17 protein-coding genes and 1 pseudogene are annotated in these 14,593 nt (G+C 54.1%); 5 read left to right on the forward strand and 13 right to left on the reverse strand.

All coding sequences use genetic code 11. From position 1 onward, the window contains the following. The first annotated feature begins 10 nt into the window (after positions 1-10). Both NA330_RS11900 and NA330_RS11905 read left to right on the forward strand, forming a co-directional pair. Positions 11-985, forward strand: a complete 975-nt coding sequence (locus NA330_RS11900; RefSeq protein ID WP_017441696.1) for an aldo/keto reductase — start codon at positions 11-13, stop codon at positions 983-985. 7 nt (positions 986-992) lie between these two features. Next, a pseudogene (locus tag NA330_RS11905) lies at positions 993-1,084 on the forward strand (hypothetical protein); the annotation flags it as partial. 4 nt (positions 1,085-1,088) lie between these two features. Here NA330_RS11905 and pgpA read toward each other — a convergent pair. The 6 genes from pgpA to nrdR all read right to left on the reverse strand — a co-directional run bounded on the left by pgpA (position 1,089) and on the right by nrdR (position 5,199). Continuing rightward, positions 1,089-1,604 carry a phosphatidylglycerophosphatase A gene (gene pgpA / locus NA330_RS11910; protein ID WP_000154063.1) on the reverse strand — a complete coding sequence of 172 codons (516 nt, stop codon included), beginning with the start codon at positions 1,602-1,604 and terminating at the stop codon, positions 1,089-1,091. After that, positions 1,582-2,562, reverse strand: a complete 981-nt coding sequence (thiL, locus tag NA330_RS11915) for a thiamine-phosphate kinase (protein WP_017441695.1) — start codon at positions 2,560-2,562, stop codon at positions 1,582-1,584. The genes pgpA and thiL overlap by 23 nt, the downstream gene beginning before the upstream one ends. A gap of 81 nt (positions 2,563-2,643) precedes the next feature. Beyond that, the gene (nusB, locus tag NA330_RS11920; RefSeq protein ID WP_000801129.1) at positions 2,644-3,063 is read right to left on the reverse strand and encodes a transcription antitermination factor NusB; all 420 of its coding nucleotides are present in this window, start codon (positions 3,061-3,063) and stop codon (positions 2,644-2,646) included. 20 nt (positions 3,064-3,083) lie between these two features. Further along, on the reverse strand, positions 3,084-3,554 hold the full coding sequence (gene ribH / locus NA330_RS11925) for a 6,7-dimethyl-8-ribityllumazine synthase (protein ID WP_001021372.1): 471 nt from the start codon (positions 3,552-3,554) through the stop codon (positions 3,084-3,086). Between the two features lie 88 nt (positions 3,555-3,642). Beyond that, the gene (ribD, locus tag NA330_RS11930) at positions 3,643-4,746 is read right to left on the reverse strand and encodes a bifunctional diaminohydroxyphosphoribosylaminopyrimidine deaminase/5-amino-6-(5-phosphoribosylamino)uracil reductase RibD (RefSeq protein WP_001150218.1); all 1,104 of its coding nucleotides are present in this window, start codon (positions 4,744-4,746) and stop codon (positions 3,643-3,645) included. A 3-nt stretch (positions 4,747-4,749) separates the two neighbouring features. Beyond that, entirely contained in the window at positions 4,750-5,199 is a 450-nt protein-coding gene (gene nrdR / locus NA330_RS11935; RefSeq protein WP_000543533.1) for a transcriptional regulator NrdR, read from the reverse strand. Between the two features lie 151 nt (positions 5,200-5,350). On the opposite strand from nrdR, the gene NA330_RS11940 reads away from it, so the two are divergent. Continuing rightward, on the forward strand, positions 5,351-5,890 hold the full coding sequence (locus NA330_RS11940; protein ID WP_000198488.1) for a DUF3251 domain-containing protein: 540 nt from the start codon (positions 5,351-5,353) through the stop codon (positions 5,888-5,890). 299 nt (positions 5,891-6,189) lie between these two features. Beyond that, positions 6,190-7,053, forward strand: coding sequence for a nucleoside-specific channel-forming protein Tsx (locus NA330_RS11945; RefSeq protein ID WP_000752021.1), 864 nt, complete (start codon positions 6,190-6,192; stop codon positions 7,051-7,053). Between the two features lie 83 nt (positions 7,054-7,136). On the opposite strand, the gene NA330_RS11950 is transcribed toward NA330_RS11945, so the two are convergent. The 7 genes from NA330_RS11950 to queA all read right to left on the reverse strand — a co-directional run bounded on the left by NA330_RS11950 (position 7,137) and on the right by queA (position 13,723). After that, entirely contained in the window at positions 7,137-7,244 is a 108-nt protein-coding gene (locus NA330_RS11950) for a type I toxin-antitoxin system toxin Ldr family protein (RefSeq protein ID WP_000176312.1), read from the reverse strand. Between the two features lie 437 nt (positions 7,245-7,681). After that, positions 7,682-8,029 carry an HNH nuclease YajD gene (gene yajD, locus NA330_RS11955; RefSeq protein ID WP_000974818.1) on the reverse strand — a complete coding sequence of 116 codons (348 nt, stop codon included), beginning with the start codon at positions 8,027-8,029 and terminating at the stop codon, positions 7,682-7,684. Positions 8,030-8,122: 93 nt separating this feature from the next. Continuing rightward, positions 8,123-9,094 (reverse strand): protein translocase subunit SecF, encoded by a 972-nt coding sequence (gene secF, locus NA330_RS11960; RefSeq protein WP_000046629.1) that lies wholly within the window; start codon positions 9,092-9,094, stop codon positions 8,123-8,125. A 10-nt stretch (positions 9,095-9,104) separates the two neighbouring features. Beyond that, entirely contained in the window at positions 9,105-10,952 is a 1,848-nt protein-coding gene (secD, locus tag NA330_RS11965) for a protein translocase subunit SecD (RefSeq protein WP_000934811.1), read from the reverse strand. A 27-nt stretch (positions 10,953-10,979) separates the two neighbouring features. After that, positions 10,980-11,312 (reverse strand): preprotein translocase subunit YajC, encoded by a 333-nt coding sequence (gene yajC, locus NA330_RS11970; RefSeq protein ID WP_000007628.1) that lies wholly within the window; start codon positions 11,310-11,312, stop codon positions 10,980-10,982. A gap of 22 nt (positions 11,313-11,334) precedes the next feature. Beyond that, a complete protein-coding gene (gene tgt / locus NA330_RS11975; RefSeq protein WP_000667305.1) occupies positions 11,335-12,462 on the reverse strand; it encodes a tRNA guanosine(34) transglycosylase Tgt in 1,128 nt (375 codons plus the stop codon). Between the two features lie 196 nt (positions 12,463-12,658). After that, entirely contained in the window at positions 12,659-13,723 is a 1,065-nt protein-coding gene (gene queA / locus NA330_RS11980) for a tRNA preQ1(34) S-adenosylmethionine ribosyltransferase-isomerase QueA (RefSeq protein WP_001266530.1), read from the reverse strand. 93 nt (positions 13,724-13,816) lie between these two features. On the opposite strand from queA, the gene acpH reads away from it, so the two are divergent. Next, positions 13,817-14,398, forward strand: a complete 582-nt coding sequence (gene acpH / locus NA330_RS11985; RefSeq protein ID WP_017441692.1) for an ACP phosphodiesterase — start codon at positions 13,817-13,819, stop codon at positions 14,396-14,398. Positions 14,399-14,593: the final 195 nt, after the last annotated feature.

Consider the following 14,593-nt stretch of genomic DNA (forward strand, 5'->3'; position numbering starts at 1 on the left):
GAGCGGAGTCATGCAATACAACACGTTAGGAAATACAGATCTTCGGGTGTCCCGCCTTTGTCTGGGCTGTATGACATTCGGCGAGCCGAGTCGCGGCAATCACGCCTGGACGCTTCCCGAAGAGAGCAGCCGTCCCATCATCAAGCGCGCCCTTGAGGGCGGCATTAACTTTTTTGATACCGCCAACAGCTACTCCGACGGCAGCAGCGAAGAGATTGTCGGTCGCGCGCTGCGTGATTTCGCCCGGCGCGACGAGGTGGTGGTAGCGACGAAAGTCTTCCATCGCGTCGGCGATCTGCCGGAAGGATTGTCCCGCGCGCAAATCCTGCGCTCTATTGACGATAGCCTCACCCGTCTGGGAATGGAGTATGTCGATATCCTGCAAATCCACCGCTGGGATTACACCACGCCGATAGAAGAAACTCTGGAAGCGCTAAACGACGTGGTGAAGGCGGGTAAAGCCCGCTATATCGGCGCTTCCTCAATGCACGCCTCACAATTTGCCCAGGCACTGGCGCTACAAAAACAACACGGCTGGGTGCCGTTTGTCACCATGCAGGATCACTATAACCTGATCTACCGCGAGGAAGAGCGTGAGATGCTACCACTGTGCTGGCAGGAAGGCGTCGCCGTGATTCCGTGGAGTCCGCTGGCGCGCGGGCGCTTAACTCGCCCCTGGGGAGAAACCACGGCCCGGCTGGTCTCGGATGACGTGGGCAAAAATTTATACGCTGAAAGCGATAAAAATGATGCGCAAATAGCGGAACGGCTGGCTGGCGTCAGCGAGGCGCTTGGCGCAACGCGAGCGCAGGTCGCGCTGGCCTGGCTACTCAGTAAACGAGGCGTCGCCGCGCCGATTATCGGCGCTTCGCGTGAAGAGCAGTTAGATGAGTTGCTGAATGCCGTTGATTTAACGCTCAAACCGGAGCAGATTGCCGAACTCGAAACACCGTACAAACAGCATCCGGTGGTGGGATTTAAATAATCCGCCATTGCCCGATGGCGCGGCGCTTATCGGGCCTGCGAAATCGACATATTGTTCGGGGATAGGCCGGATAAGGCGTTTACGCCGCCATCCGGCAAACCCTTTAAATAATACCGAGCGGCCAGTGATGACCGATAAAATACAGTATGCCGGCGGATATCACCCCGGCGACGATATCATCGATCATAATCCCCATGCCGCCGTGCACGTTGCGATCAAACCAACGGATCGGCCAGGGTTTCCACATATCCAGAATGCGGAAAATAACGAACCCGGCAGCCACCCACTGCCAGTCCGTCGTCGGCAACGCCATTAGCGTTATCCACATACCGATAAATTCATCCCAGACAATACTGCCGTGGTCGTGTACGCCCATATCTTTCGCCGTCTGATGGCAAAGATAAACGCCAATGCAGATCCCAAACATCACGACCAGCGAATAAAGCTGCCACGGCAGAAACGTCATCAAATACCAGAAGGGGATCGCCGCCAGCGAGCCCATCGTGCCCGGCACCACGGGGCTCAGCCCACTGCCAAAGCCGGTAGCGAGCAGATGCCACGGATTGCGCAAATTCAGGCGGCTTTTCGCAACATCTTTATGGCGTGGCAAAATGGTCATATCCTTTCCAGTCAAAAGTGACAGGTTCTCCGTCACGCACAAAGGAGATCCCTTCGATATCCGCCGTCATTTGCCCGATACAGGTAAACGGCACGCCCAGATGACCAAGCGCGACATCCAGCGCGCCACGGTTCAGCTCCGGGACGGTAAAGCACAGTTCATAATCTTCGCCGCCGGATAACATCCAGCGAAGCTTTTGTTCGGGATCATTGGCATGTCCCCACAGTTCTTCGGAGTCAGGCAGCGCCTCCAAATCGATTCGCGCGCCGCAGTTGCTGGCTTGAAGAATGTGACCAAGATCGGAGATCAAACCGTCGGAAAGATCGATCGCTGAACTGGCGAGATCGCGTAGCGCCTGCCCTTGTAAAATACGCGGCGTCGGGCGCAGATGGCGTTTGACCAGATAGTCGGCATCTCCCCAGCTTCCCACGCGAAAATCACCCCGTAGAATCGCCAGCCCGGCAGCGCTATCGCCCAACGTGCCAGTAACATAAATCCAGTCGCCCGGTTTTGCGCCAGAACGTTTCAGCGCCCGACCGGCTGGCACAAGGCCATGAATACCGAGCGTCATCGACAGCGGGCCGCGCGTGGTATCGCCGCCAATGAGCTGCATGTCGTAGTAATCCAGTTGTTCAAACAGGCTGTCGCTGAACGCGGCAAGCCACGCCTCATCGACGTCAGGAAGCGTGAGCGCCAGCGTTAACCATGCCGGATCGGCGCCCATCGCCGCCAGATCGCTTAAATTCACCGCCAGCGCTTTATACGCCAGATCGGCAGGATCGATATCGGGTAAGAAATGGATGCCCGCCACCAGCGTATCGGTACTGATCGCCAGGGTCTGCTTTTCAGGAATATTCAGGAGCGCGCAATCGTCGCCAATACCGGTTTCAACATCAAGACGAGAGCTTCTTACACGGTCAAAATAACGGGCAATCAGGGAAAACTCGCCACATGCCATACGTTATGCCTCAGCAGAAAAAAAGAAAAGGCCGGAGACGGCGGGTATCATCCATCGCCCGCTATCTTTCCGGCCTGTGAATCACTTTTTGTTGGGACGAATCACCGGAGCTGCTTTATCCAGTACGCCGTTGACGAATTTGTGGCTGTCTTCAGCGCCAAAGGTTTTCGCCAGTTCAATCGCTTCGTTGATGGCCACTTTATAAGGCACATCGCTGCGTTTTGACAGCTCAAACAACGCAATACGCAGCACGGCTTTTTCAACCTGTCCCAGCTCTTCAAGCAGGCGGGACAGATACGGTTTCATTAAACCATCCAGGTACGCGCTGTTAGTCGCCACCCCGGATAGCAGTTCACGGAAATAGAGAACGTCGACGTCTTTTACGTCCTGTTCCGCCAGGAACTGGTATTCAACATCAGCGATGTCGTTCTGGGACAACTGCCAGGAGTAAAGTGCCTGGACGGCACACTCACGGGCGCGGCGACGAGCAGCAGGTTTCACGGAATTCCCCTTACAAAAAATCAGGCCTTAATGGCTTTCAATACATTAATCATTTCAAGCGCGGTCAGCGCAGCTTCTGCGCCTTTATTACCGGCTTTTGTACCAGCACGTTCGATGGCTTGTTCAATACTCTCGGTGGTCAGAACACCAAAGGCTACCGGCACGCCGCTGTCCTGGGCAACGCTTGCCAGGCCATTACTGGCGCCGCCTGCCACATATTCAAAGTGCGCAGTCCCCCCGCGAATCACGGTTCCCAGCGCAACCACGGCGTCGTATTTACCGCTTTTCGCCAGCGCTTCGGTCGCCAGCGGCAGTTCATAGGCGCCAGGCACCCACACTACGGTAATATTATCATCTTTTACCTGACCAATACGCGTCAGGGCATCAACCGCGCCATCCAGCAGACTGTCGTTGATAAACTGATTGAAACGCGCAATAGTGATGGCGACACGAGCGTCAGGGGCTGCAACGTTAGCTTTAATAATGTTCATATTCTCTCTTCCAGGGTTCATTTGGCCCCGCAGGGGGGCGGATTTTATCATAATAATTTGAGCGCTGCTCCCCTTTCGACGGGAGAACTCATGCGCTCACCATATGCAGGCAAACATCCGGGCCGACATGACGTATTTCGCTGAAGGTAAATTGCGGCGCGTCGGCGAGCTTCTCAAGCCCCGGCAATTCGCATAATCCCCGCGCCTGGGTTCCCAATAATTTAGGCGCGACATAGACAATCAGTTCATCCACCAGCCCGGCTTGCAGCAACGCGCCCGCCAGTCCCGGTCCGGCTTCAACCCATATGCTATTAATCTGCTGCCTGCCTAACTGCATCATCAGCACAACCAGATCCAAATGTCCGTTGTGCGCCGGCACGCTGATAGTACGAACCGAATCGGGCCACGCGCGGCTATCTTCCTGGGTACGCGCAATCCACGTTTCGCCAGGCTGCTGCACAATACGATGCGCAGGCGTTACCCGGTTTTGGCTGTCGATAACAATTCGCACCGGCTGGCGCAGATTTTCCTGCGGGTAAGACGCCTGCGTAGAGGCGTCTAACTCCGCCCAACGCACCGTCAAGGCCGGATCGTCAGCCAATACCGTCGCGCTACTGGTTAAGATAGCGTGACTTTGCGCACGCAAGCGCTGAACGTCGCGCCGGGCCTGCGGCGAGGTGATCCACTGGCTTTCGCCGCTGGCCATCGCCGTCCGTCCATCCACGGAGGCGCCCAGTTTAAGCTGAAGATAAGGGAATCCGGTACGCATCCGCTTGAGGAAGCCTTTATTGAGCGCCTCCGCTTCACTCATCATTAACCCGTGGCTGACCGCAATACCCGCCTGTTGCAGGCGATACAGCCCGCGCCCGGCGACCTGTGGGTTCGGGTCCTGCATCGCGGCGACCACGCGCGCGACGCCGGCCGCAATCAGCGCATCACAACATGGCGGCGTTCGCCCATGATGGCTACAGGGTTCAAGCGTGACATAGGCGGTTGCGCCTTTGGCTTTTGCGCCCGCCATCCGCAGCGCATGGACCTCGGCGTGCGGCTCTCCGGCGCGATGGTGATAACCTTCGCCGACGATGTCGCCATTGTTAACAATGACACAGCCGACATTAGGGTTCGGGTGAGTGGTGAAACGTCCACGCTGCGCCAGTTTTAGCGCTCGCGCCATGTAAAACTCATCCTGCATGGCTTAGTCCTGTAGGCGAGCGATTTCTTCGCCAAAGTCTTTGATATCTTCGAAACTGCGATAGACGGAGGCAAAGCGAATATACGCGACTTTATCGAGTTTTTTCAGCTGCTCCATGACCAGGTTGCCAATCATCTTGCTGGGAACTTCACGCTCCCCAGTGGCACGTAATTGTGACTTAATATGGTTCAATGCCATTTCAACATCATCTGCGCTGACGGGTCTTTTTTCCAGCGCTCTCAACATGCCGCTACGCAGCTTATCCTCATTAAAGGGTTCGCGCACATCGTTGCTTTTTATCACGCGCGGCATGACCAGTTCAGCCACTTCAAAGGTCGTAAAGCGTTCATTACACACCAGGCACTGCCGACGGCGGCGCACGGACGAGCCCTCGCCTACAAGACGAGAGTCAATGACTTTGGTATCTACGGCGAAACAAAATGGGCAATGCATACGGCGTCCTGACCAGATGATTTAGAAAACGCTATTTTACCCTGAACTGGCGCGACAACAAAGGCGGAGCGCTTTTGAGATAAAGGATCGGTGCCTTTGTGCGTATAGCGCACTACCATTACGCTATCGGACCACGAAGGAAATGATCGACATGACAAGACGTTACCTAAGAATTCTCCTGGTGGGAAGTCTCTTGAGCCTGACCGCCTGCGCGCCGCAGAGCGAAGTTCGCCAGATGCATCAAAGCATTAGCACCCTGAATAAAGAGATGACCCAACTGAATCAGGAAACGGTAAAAATTACCCAACAAAATAAGCTGAATGCGGAGTCAACCCGCGGCGTCTATTTGTTGCCTGGCGCCAATACGCCTGCCCGGCTGGAGAGTCAGATCGGTACGCTACGTATGACATTGCTGGAGATTACGCCTGTCGCAGACGGCGCTCACGCAACGTTACGCATTCAGGGCGAGTCCCGCGATCCGCTGCCGGCATTCAGCGCTACCGTAGAGTACGGGCAACTTCAGGGCACTACGGAGAACTATCAGGAGGTGAATGCACAGAGCCTTCTGGTAAATGCCCCTGCCAGCTTGCTGGCGCCCAGTGATGTCAATATTTCGTTACCGTTGAAGGGGATCACACCGGCGCAGTTAGGCTTCATTCGCATCCATGATATTCAGCCTGTTAATCAATAAACGTTCTGGCGGAGCGTTTTGTGCGTTCCGCAACATCCCCCGCGCGGCTTTTGTTGCCCTACTGACATTTCCGTAATTTATGACACGGATTGTTAATATTCATGAAAGATAGTACTGTCGCCGCGCCTAAAGTGCGCAAACGTGAACGCAATCGATTACGTAAATGATAGATATGTGAAACAAGACATATTTTTGTGAGCAATGATTTTTATAATAGGCTCCGCAGAAACACGAAATATTTAGAAACGCAAATTGCGTTCTTTTCACTCCCGCAAGGGATTTCAAACAGTGGCATACATATGAAAAAAACTTTACTCGCAGTCAGCGCAGCGCTGGCGCTCACCTCATCTTTTACTGCTAACGCAGCAGAAAATGATCAGCCGCAGTATTTGTCCGACTGGTGGCACCAGAGCGTAAACGTGGTAGGCAGCTACCATACCCGTTTCTCGCCGAAATTGAACAACGACGTCTATCTGGAATATGAAGCATTTGCCAAAAAAGACTGGTTTGATTTCTACGGCTATATCGATATTCCCAAAACCTTTGATTGGGGTAACGGCAACGATAAAGGTATCTGGTCCGACGGTTCTCCGCTGTTCATGGAAATCGAACCGCGTTTCTCGATTGATAAGCTGACCGGCGCAGACCTGAGCTTCGGCCCGTTTAAAGAGTGGTATTTCGCCAACAACTACATCTACGATATGGGCGATAACAAAGCCAGCCGCCAGAGCACGTGGTATATGGGTCTGGGGACCGATATCGACACCGGCCTGCCGATGGGCCTGTCGCTGAACGTGTATGCGAAATATCAGTGGCAAAACTACGGTGCTTCCAATGAAAACGAATGGGACGGCTACCGTTTCAAAGTGAAATACTTCGTCCCCATCACCGATCTGTGGGGCGGTAAACTGAGCTATATCGGCTTTACCAACTTTGACTGGGGATCTGATTTAGGCGACGATCCGAACCGTACCAGCAATTCCATCGCTTCCAGCCATATCCTGGCGCTGAACTACGATCACTGGCACTACTCGGTCGTTGCGCGTTACTTCCATAACGGCGGACAGTGGCAGAATGGCGCAAAACTGAACTGGGGCGACGGCGATTTCAGCGCGAAATCTACCGGCTGGGGCGGCTACCTGGTCGTGGGTTACAACTTCTAAACCTGCAAAAAAGGCCAGAGGTCGCCCTCTGGCCCGTTTCGGGCGCATGCTGCCATGCGGCGGCGAGTCGCGCCCACTTCACATTACTTCCGGCGATGCCACCAGCCTAAAAACAGACCTGTCGCAATCCCGACCAGCGTTGGTGCCGCCAGATCGTGCCAGATAGTAATGCTCAACTCTGTGAGCGTCATATTGCCGCCTTTGTTGCAATGGCAACGGTTCGCGGCTATCCTCAACTTGTCTAGGGTCAAGTTAGCCCCCGTAATGTTGCCGGTGAATACCGAACAATGTGCGGGGGTTTTCTCTTTCCAGCGACAAGGCCACCGGGGATCAAGCCCCCGCAACATTGCGCCTCACCGGGTTGCCCCGGCTTACCGCTGATTTTACTCTGCTCGCCAGTATCGGCAGGACTTAAAAACAAAAAAATCCCAACCTTGCGATCGGGATTCCAGTGACAATGTATGCGTTACAGGACGTTTGGGGCTGGCGACAAACTCCGGGGCTGAAAAAATGTCGGATTGCATCCGATCTACGAAAACCAATAATTCATTTATATTGCGGATTCCGTTGGGTGGAGCGAAGCGTAACCTAACATTCAACAGCACCAACAGCTTTGTCAGCAGTCTGCTTATTTCTTTTTGTTCATCATCGCTTTCAGATCGGCAAACGGGTTATAAGTCGCCTCGCCGACATCTTTTTGCGCATCTTCCCCGGCAATGACCGTCGAACCGTACTGATCGGCTTCGGTATATTTGGAATGCTCGTGGTCGTGGCAGTAGAGGCACAATAGCTCCCAGTTGCTGCCGTCTTCCGGGTTATTGGTGTGGTCATGATCGATATGATGCACCGTCAGCTCACGCAGATTTGAATACACAAACTCACGAGAACAACGTCCGCACACCCACGGAAACAGCTTCAGCGCTTTTTCACGATAGCCGCTTTCCAGGCGCGCGTAGTTTTTTGGGATGATAGCCATGATAGTTCCTCATGCAATCGAGTTTATTCTGGATAATAAAAAGCCGCAGCACCCTGCGATGTTGCGGCTTTTCTCAGTCATGTTAACGCCAGCTTACGGCAGAATGGACGGCTGATCCGCCCCTTCTTTTTCGACTTTCTGCTGCAGCATATGCTCGCGCTTCATGCCGAGTTTCAGCGCCAGCGCCGATGCGACATAGATAGAAGATGCCGTACCAATAGAGACACCGATCAGCATCGTCAGCGAGAAGCCTTCCAGTACCGGACCGCCGAAGAGGTACAGCATCAGAATTACCACTAACGTCGTACCGGAGGTAATCAACGTACGGTGTAGCGTCTGGGTCAGCGACACGTTAAAGATTTCGTAAGGCGTCCCGCGACGGATTTTGCGGAAGTTTTCACGAATACGGTCGGAGACCACGATACTGTCGTTCAGCGAGTAACCGATCACCGACATCAACGATGCCACAATGGTCAGGTCAATCTCGATATGGAAAAGCGACAGTATCCCCAGCGTAATGATCACGTCGTGCGCCAGCGCGATGACCACCCCTGCCGCCAGTCGCCACTCAAAGCGGAAACCGACATAAACGAGGATAGAGATCAACGCCACCAGCAGCGCCATAGCGCCGGTTTGCGCCAGATCGGCGCCCACGCTTGGCCCCACGAATTCAATACGCTTCACGGCCGCGTTCTGGTTGGTGGCTTCATTAATGATCGTCACCACTTTGCTACCCAGTACCTGACCGCCGGTTTCACCTTCGGTTGGCGGCATACGCACCATAATGTCGTGACTGCTGCCAAAGTTCTGCAACTGCGGCTCTTCATAGCCCGCTTTTTGCAGCGCTTCGCGCATCACGTCCATTTCAGCCGGTTTTTCCAGCGTGATTTCAATTACCGTGCCACCGGTGAAATCCAGCCCCCAGTTAAACCCGCGTACGCCCATAATGACAATGGCCGCGATCAGCAACAGCCCGGAGATGCCGAATGCCCAGAAGTCCCAGCGCATAAAGTCATAGACTTTACGGCCGTGGTTTAGTTGTTCAACAGTGTATTCCTGTGCCACATCGCACTCCTCAGATTGACAGCTTAGTGACGCGCTTGCCGCCATATAGCAGGTTTACGATAGCACGCGTACCGATAATCGCGGTAAACATCGACGTCGCCACACCGATACCGGTCGTAATCGCGAACCCTTTAATTGCCCCGGTACCGACAGCATACAGAATGATGACTTTAATCAGCGTCGTGATGTTCGCATCGAAGATGGAACTGAACGCGCCGGCATAGCCTTCGTTTATCGCCTGCTGTACCGTGCGGCCATTACTCAACTCTTCTTTGATACGTTCGTTAATCAGAACGTTGGCGTCGACCGCCACCGCAAGGGTTAACACGATACCCGCAATCCCCGGCATACTGAGCGTTGCCCCCGGCAACAGCGACATGATACCGACAATCAACACCAGGTTAGCCACTAACGCGCTGGTCGCAATCAGACCAAACTTCTTATAGAAGAAGATCATGAACAGGATGGAGACCACCAGGCCGGCCAGACAGGCTTCCAGGCCCTGCTTGATGTTCTGCATACCCAAAGTCGGGCCAATGGTGCGCTCTTCAACGATCTGAATCGGCGCAATCAGGGCACCCGCACGCAGCAACAACGAGAGCTGACGCGCTTCGTTCGGGTTGCTGATACCGGTAATACGGAAGCTGTTACCCAGCCGAGACTGGATGTTGGCAATGTTAATCACCTCTTCCTGTTTCACCAGTACGGCGCGACCGTTAGCGTCTTTCTTACCGCTGTCTTTATACTCCACAAACAGGGTCGCCATCGGTTTGCCGATATTGTCCTTAGTGAAGTTAGACATGATATTGCCGCCTGCGCTATCCAGCGAGATGTTAACCTGCGGTTGGTTATATTCATCCTGGCTGGACGTCGAGTCGGTGATATGGTCGCCGGTGAGGATCACGCGTTTGTACAATACCACCGGCTGGCCTTCGCGGGTCTGTTTCACTTCGGAATCGCCCGGTACGCGCCCGGCAGCAGCGGCGGCCTGGTCAACGTTGGTATTCACCAGACGGAATTCCAGCGTCGCGGTCGCGCCGAGAATTTCTTTCGCGCGAGCGGTATCCTGGATACCCGGCAGCTCAACCACAATACGGTCTGCGCCCTGGCGTTGTACGACAGGCTCCGCGACGCCCAGTTGGTTAACACGGTTACGCAGAATATTAATGTTCTGCTGAACGGCGTATTCACGCGCTTCGCTCAGGCGCGCATCGGTCATTACCGCGCGAAGTTGATTACCGCTCTGGCTGGAAATCACCAGGTCACGATGACGCGGCGTCAGATAGGCGATCGCCTCATCACGCGCTTTGCTGTCACGGAACGTGATGCTCAGCCCATAATTATTTTCTTTACGAACGGTGGTATAAGGAATGCCTTTTTCACGCAGATCGCTGCGCAGGCTATCGATATTTTGTTCCTGGAGTTTACCTAACGCGGTATCCATATCCACTTCCATCAGGAAGTGAACGCCGCCGCGCAGATCAAGACCGAGCTTCATCGGATCGGCGTGAATAGCCGCCAACCAGCGCGGCGTAGCCGGCGCAAGGTTAAGCGCCACGACATATTTATCCCCCAGCACGCTCATCAGCGCTTCACGGGCGCGTAGCTGGGTATCGGTGGTGTCGAAGCGCGCAAGAATAGCGCCCTCTTCCAGTGCCACAGACTTAGCGGGAATTTTTTCTTCTTGTAACGTTTTCTGGACCTGGATCAGCGTTTGCTCACTGGCGGCGACGCCGCGCACGCCAGTGATTTGAACAGCCGGATCCTCACCATACAGGTTGGGAAGTGCGTAAAGCAGGCCGACGATAATCACGACGACCAGCATGATGTACTTCCACAAAGGATAACGGTTTAACACGGCAGTTCCCTTTGGGAAAACGAAATATTACAGCGCCTTCATGGTGCCTTTCGGCAGAACGGCAGCTACGAAGTCACGTTTGATAACCACTTCCGTGGTGTCATTCAGCGCGATGGCAATGTAGCCGGCTTCCGCTACTTTGGTCACTCGACCGACCAGACCGCCATTCGTCAGAACTTCATCACCTTTCGCAATGGAGTCCATCAGCTTTTTGTGCTCTTTGGTGCGCTTCTGCTGCGGGCGCAGGATCATGAAATAGAAAATCAGACCAAACACCACCAGCATTAAAATCAGAGACATCGGGCTGCCCTGCGCTGGAGCACCTGTTGCCGCTACCGCATCAGAAATAAAAAAGCTCATTCAAATTCCCTCATTATTAAAATTAATCAACGTTCAAAGGTGGAACGGGTCGCCCCTGACGTTGGTAAAACTCGGTTACGAAGCTCTCTAATTTACCCTCTTCAATAGCCTTGCGTAAACCCGCCATCAAACGCTGGTAGTAACGCAAGTTATGAATGGTATTGAGACGCGCACCTAATATTTCGTTGCAACGGTCGAGATGATGCAAGTAAGCGCGTGAATAATTGCGACAGGTGTAGCAATCGCACTCGGCGTCAAGCGGGCTGGTGTCGCTTTTATGCTTTGCATTACGAATCTTCACCACGCCGTCGGTCACAAACAGATGACCATTACGGGCATTTCGCGTTGGCATGACACAGTCAAACATATCAATACCGCGACGCACCCCTTCCACCAGATCTTCCGGTTTACCCACGCCCATCAGGTAACGCGGTTTGTCAGCCGGAATCTGCGGGCAAACGTGCTCCAGAATGCGGTGCATATCTGCTTTCGGCTCACCGACAGCCAAACCGCCGACAGCGTAGCCATCAAAGCCAATCTCTACCAGACCTTTCACCGAGATATCGCGTAAATCTTCGTAAACGCTACCCTGAATGATGCCAAAAAGCGCATTCTTATTGCCAAGGCTATCAAAACGGTCGCGGCTACGCTTCGCCCAACGCAACGACATCTCCATCGAGCGTTTAGCATAGTCCCAGTCTGCCGGGTACGGCGTACATTCATCAAAGATCATCACGATATCGGAACCGAGATCGTACTGGATCTCCATCGACTTTTCCGGATCGAGGAAAATCGGATCGCCGTTGATCGGGTTACGGAAGTGCACGCCTTGCTCGGTAATCTTACGAATATCGCCGAGGCTGAAAACCTGGAAGCCGCCGGAATCGGTGAGAATAGGCCCTTTCCACTGCATAAAATCGTGCAGGTCGCCATGCAGCTTCATGATTTCCTGACCCGGGCGCAGCCACAGGTGGAAAGTGTTGCCGAGAATAATCTGCGCGCCGGTCGCTTCCACTTCTTCCGGCGTCATGCCTTTCACGGTACCGTAAGTACCCACAGGCATAAAAGCAGGCGTTTCCACTACGCCACGATCAAACACCAGACGACCGCGACGCGCGCGACCATCGGTGGTATCTAACTCAAATTTCATTATCACTCCTGCGTCAGAAAAACAGTCCGACGTTTAACGACTCGCTACGGAATGATTCCATAGCTAATAAATTCCCGAAGGCGTCATCGGCGCAGCCAGTTTGGGGTCGACCAGCGCACAACCACCGGAGCGTACACGCAGTACGTGAGGATGGCGAGCACTGCCCGGCGTCAAAATGGCAAGTGAGATAGCCTTCTTACGGACGCTCAGAAATAGCCTGCGGATTGTACGTGATAAACATCGCGTCCCCGTAGCTAAAAAAGCGATATTTTTGTTCTACCGCAGTCTTATAGGCATTCATGGTGTGTTGATAACCGGCAAATGCGGAAACCAGCATAATCAACGTCGATTCCGGCAGATGGAAGTTGGTGATCAGAGCATCAATCACTTTGTATTGATAACCTGGATAAATAAAGATTTGCGTATCGCCGAAGAACGGCTCTATCAAATCGCTTTTTGCCGCCTGCGCCGCGCTTTCCAGTGAGCGTACCGAGGTCGTGCCGACGGCGATAACCCGGTTGCCGCGCGCTTTCGCCGCCAGCACCGCGTCGACCACCTCTTGCGGCACCTCAGCATATTCGGAGTGCATGATGTGATCTTCAATGGTATCGACACGCACCGGCTGGAAAGTGCCCGCGCCGACGTGTAGCGTAACAAACGCCATTTCGACACCTTTCTCACGAAGCGCCGCCAGCAGCGGCTCATCAAAGTGCAGCCCTGCGGTCGGCGCGGCGACGGCACCCGGTTTTTCACTGTAAACCGTCTGATACAGTTCGCGGTCGGCGTCCTCGTCCGGACGGTCGATATACGGCGGCAACGGCATATGGCCGATGGCGTTAAGAATATCCAGCACCGGACGCGGGTCATTAAACTCAACTTCAAACAGAGCGCCGTGACGCGCGGTCATGGTCGCGTGAATACTTTCGTCGTCGCCCAGCAGCAGTTCCGTACCCGGTTTTGGCGCTTTAGAAGCGCGAATATGCGCCAGGATGCGTTTATCATCGAGCATACGTTCGACCAGCACTTCTATCTTGCCGCCGCTGGCTTTACGGCCAAAGAGCCGCGCCGGGATCACGCGGGTATTATTGAAGACCAGCAAATCGCCAGGGTTGAGCTTATCGAGCAGATCGGTGAAAGTACCGTGCGTCAGCGCGCCCGTCGGCCCCTCTAATGACAGCAAACGGCAGCGACTGCGTTCCGGCTGTGGGTAGTGGGCAATCAGGGATTCGGGTAGTTCAAAGGAAAAATCGGTAACGCGCATGACTCTGACTCAGACTAAAATAAGAGGCGGGTAGTCTAGTGCCGGGGCGTTCCCGCTGCAACCGTTACCCGCTTTTTGGACAGAGAATCAATAATGAATTTTCTTGCTCACCTGCATCTGGCGCACCTTGCCGACAGCTCGCTTCCCGGTAATCTGCTGGCCGATTTTGTCCGCGGTAACCCGGCAACGCATTATCCTCCTGACGTGGTAGAGGGTATTTATATGCATCGGCGTATTGACGTCATGACCGACAACCTGCCGGAAGTTCGTGAGGCGCGAGAATGGTTCCGCCATGAAACGCGGCGCGTGGCGCCCATTACGCTGGACGTCATGTGGGATCATTTTTTATCGCGCCACTGGACGCAAATCTCCCCTGATTTTCCACTTCAGGCGTTCGTCGGCTACGCCCATGCGCAGGTCGCGACGATTCTGCCCGACTCCCCGCCGCGCTTTGTCAACCTGAATGATTATCTTTGGTCAGAAAAATGGTTAGAGCGGTATCGCGATATGGATTTCATTCAAAACGTGCTGAATGGCATGGCGAATCGCCGTCCCCGGCTGGATGCCTTGCGTGATTCCTGGTACGATCTGGACGCGCACTACGACGCGTTAGAAGAGCGCTTCTGGCATTTTTATCCGCGTATGATGGCACAGGCCGCCCGCAAAGCGCTGTGACGGCCTGATAGCGAGGGCGTGCGTCAGATCCGCCATTGGCAGAAAGATCGTTCGCTGTCATAAAGGGGTCATCATTACGATTTATAATGACCCGATCGATAGGCAAAAGCTGTCTCATTGATTGTCAAGACCGCATTGTTTTGTCGCTTCGCCCTCCCTATACTGCCCGCGTTGCGTTCTAAAACCCTTAATATT

Origin of the sequence: Salmonella sp. NW722 (assembly GCF_051702785.1) — a bacterium.
GTDB classification, from domain to species: Bacteria; Pseudomonadota; Gammaproteobacteria; order Enterobacterales; family Enterobacteriaceae; genus Salmonella; species Salmonella enterica.

Excerpts from the sequence above, each read along its gene's own strand:
- yajC (WP_000007628.1), bottom strand. The coding sequence starts at position 11,312 with ATGAGCTTTTTTATTTCTGATGCGGTAGCGGCAACAGGTGCTCCAGCG.
- acpH (WP_017441692.1), top strand. The coding sequence starts at position 13,817 with ATGAATTTTCTTGCTCACCTGCATCTGGCGCACCTTGCCGACAGCTCG.
- ribD (WP_001150218.1), bottom strand. The coding sequence starts at position 4,746 with ATGCAGGATGAGTTTTACATGGCGCGAGCGCTAAAACTGGCGCAGCGT.
- queA (WP_001266530.1), bottom strand. The coding sequence starts at position 13,723 with ATGCGCGTTACCGATTTTTCCTTTGAACTACCCGAATCCCTGATTGCC.
- NA330_RS11940 (WP_000198488.1), top strand. The coding sequence starts at position 5,351 with ATGACAAGACGTTACCTAAGAATTCTCCTGGTGGGAAGTCTCTTGAGC.
- tgt (WP_000667305.1), bottom strand. The coding sequence starts at position 12,462 with ATGAAATTTGAGTTAGATACCACCGATGGTCGCGCGCGTCGCGGTCGT.
- yajD (WP_000974818.1), bottom strand. The coding sequence starts at position 8,029 with ATGGCTATCATCCCAAAAAACTACGCGCGCCTGGAAAGCGGCTATCGT.
- ribH (WP_001021372.1), bottom strand. The coding sequence starts at position 3,554 with ATGAACATTATTAAAGCTAACGTTGCAGCCCCTGACGCTCGTGTCGCC.
- thiL (WP_017441695.1), bottom strand. The coding sequence starts at position 2,562 with ATGGCATGTGGCGAGTTTTCCCTGATTGCCCGTTATTTTGACCGTGTA.
- NA330_RS11945 (WP_000752021.1), top strand. The coding sequence starts at position 6,190 with ATGAAAAAAACTTTACTCGCAGTCAGCGCAGCGCTGGCGCTCACCTCA.
- NA330_RS11950 (WP_000176312.1), bottom strand. The coding sequence starts at position 7,244 with ATGACGCTCACAGAGTTGAGCATTACTATCTGGCACGATCTGGCGGCA.
- nrdR (WP_000543533.1), bottom strand. The coding sequence starts at position 5,199 with ATGCATTGCCCATTTTGTTTCGCCGTAGATACCAAAGTCATTGACTCT.
- pgpA (WP_000154063.1), bottom strand. The coding sequence starts at position 1,604 with ATGACCATTTTGCCACGCCATAAAGATGTTGCGAAAAGCCGCCTGAAT.
- NA330_RS11900 (WP_017441696.1), top strand. The coding sequence starts at position 11 with ATGCAATACAACACGTTAGGAAATACAGATCTTCGGGTGTCCCGCCTT.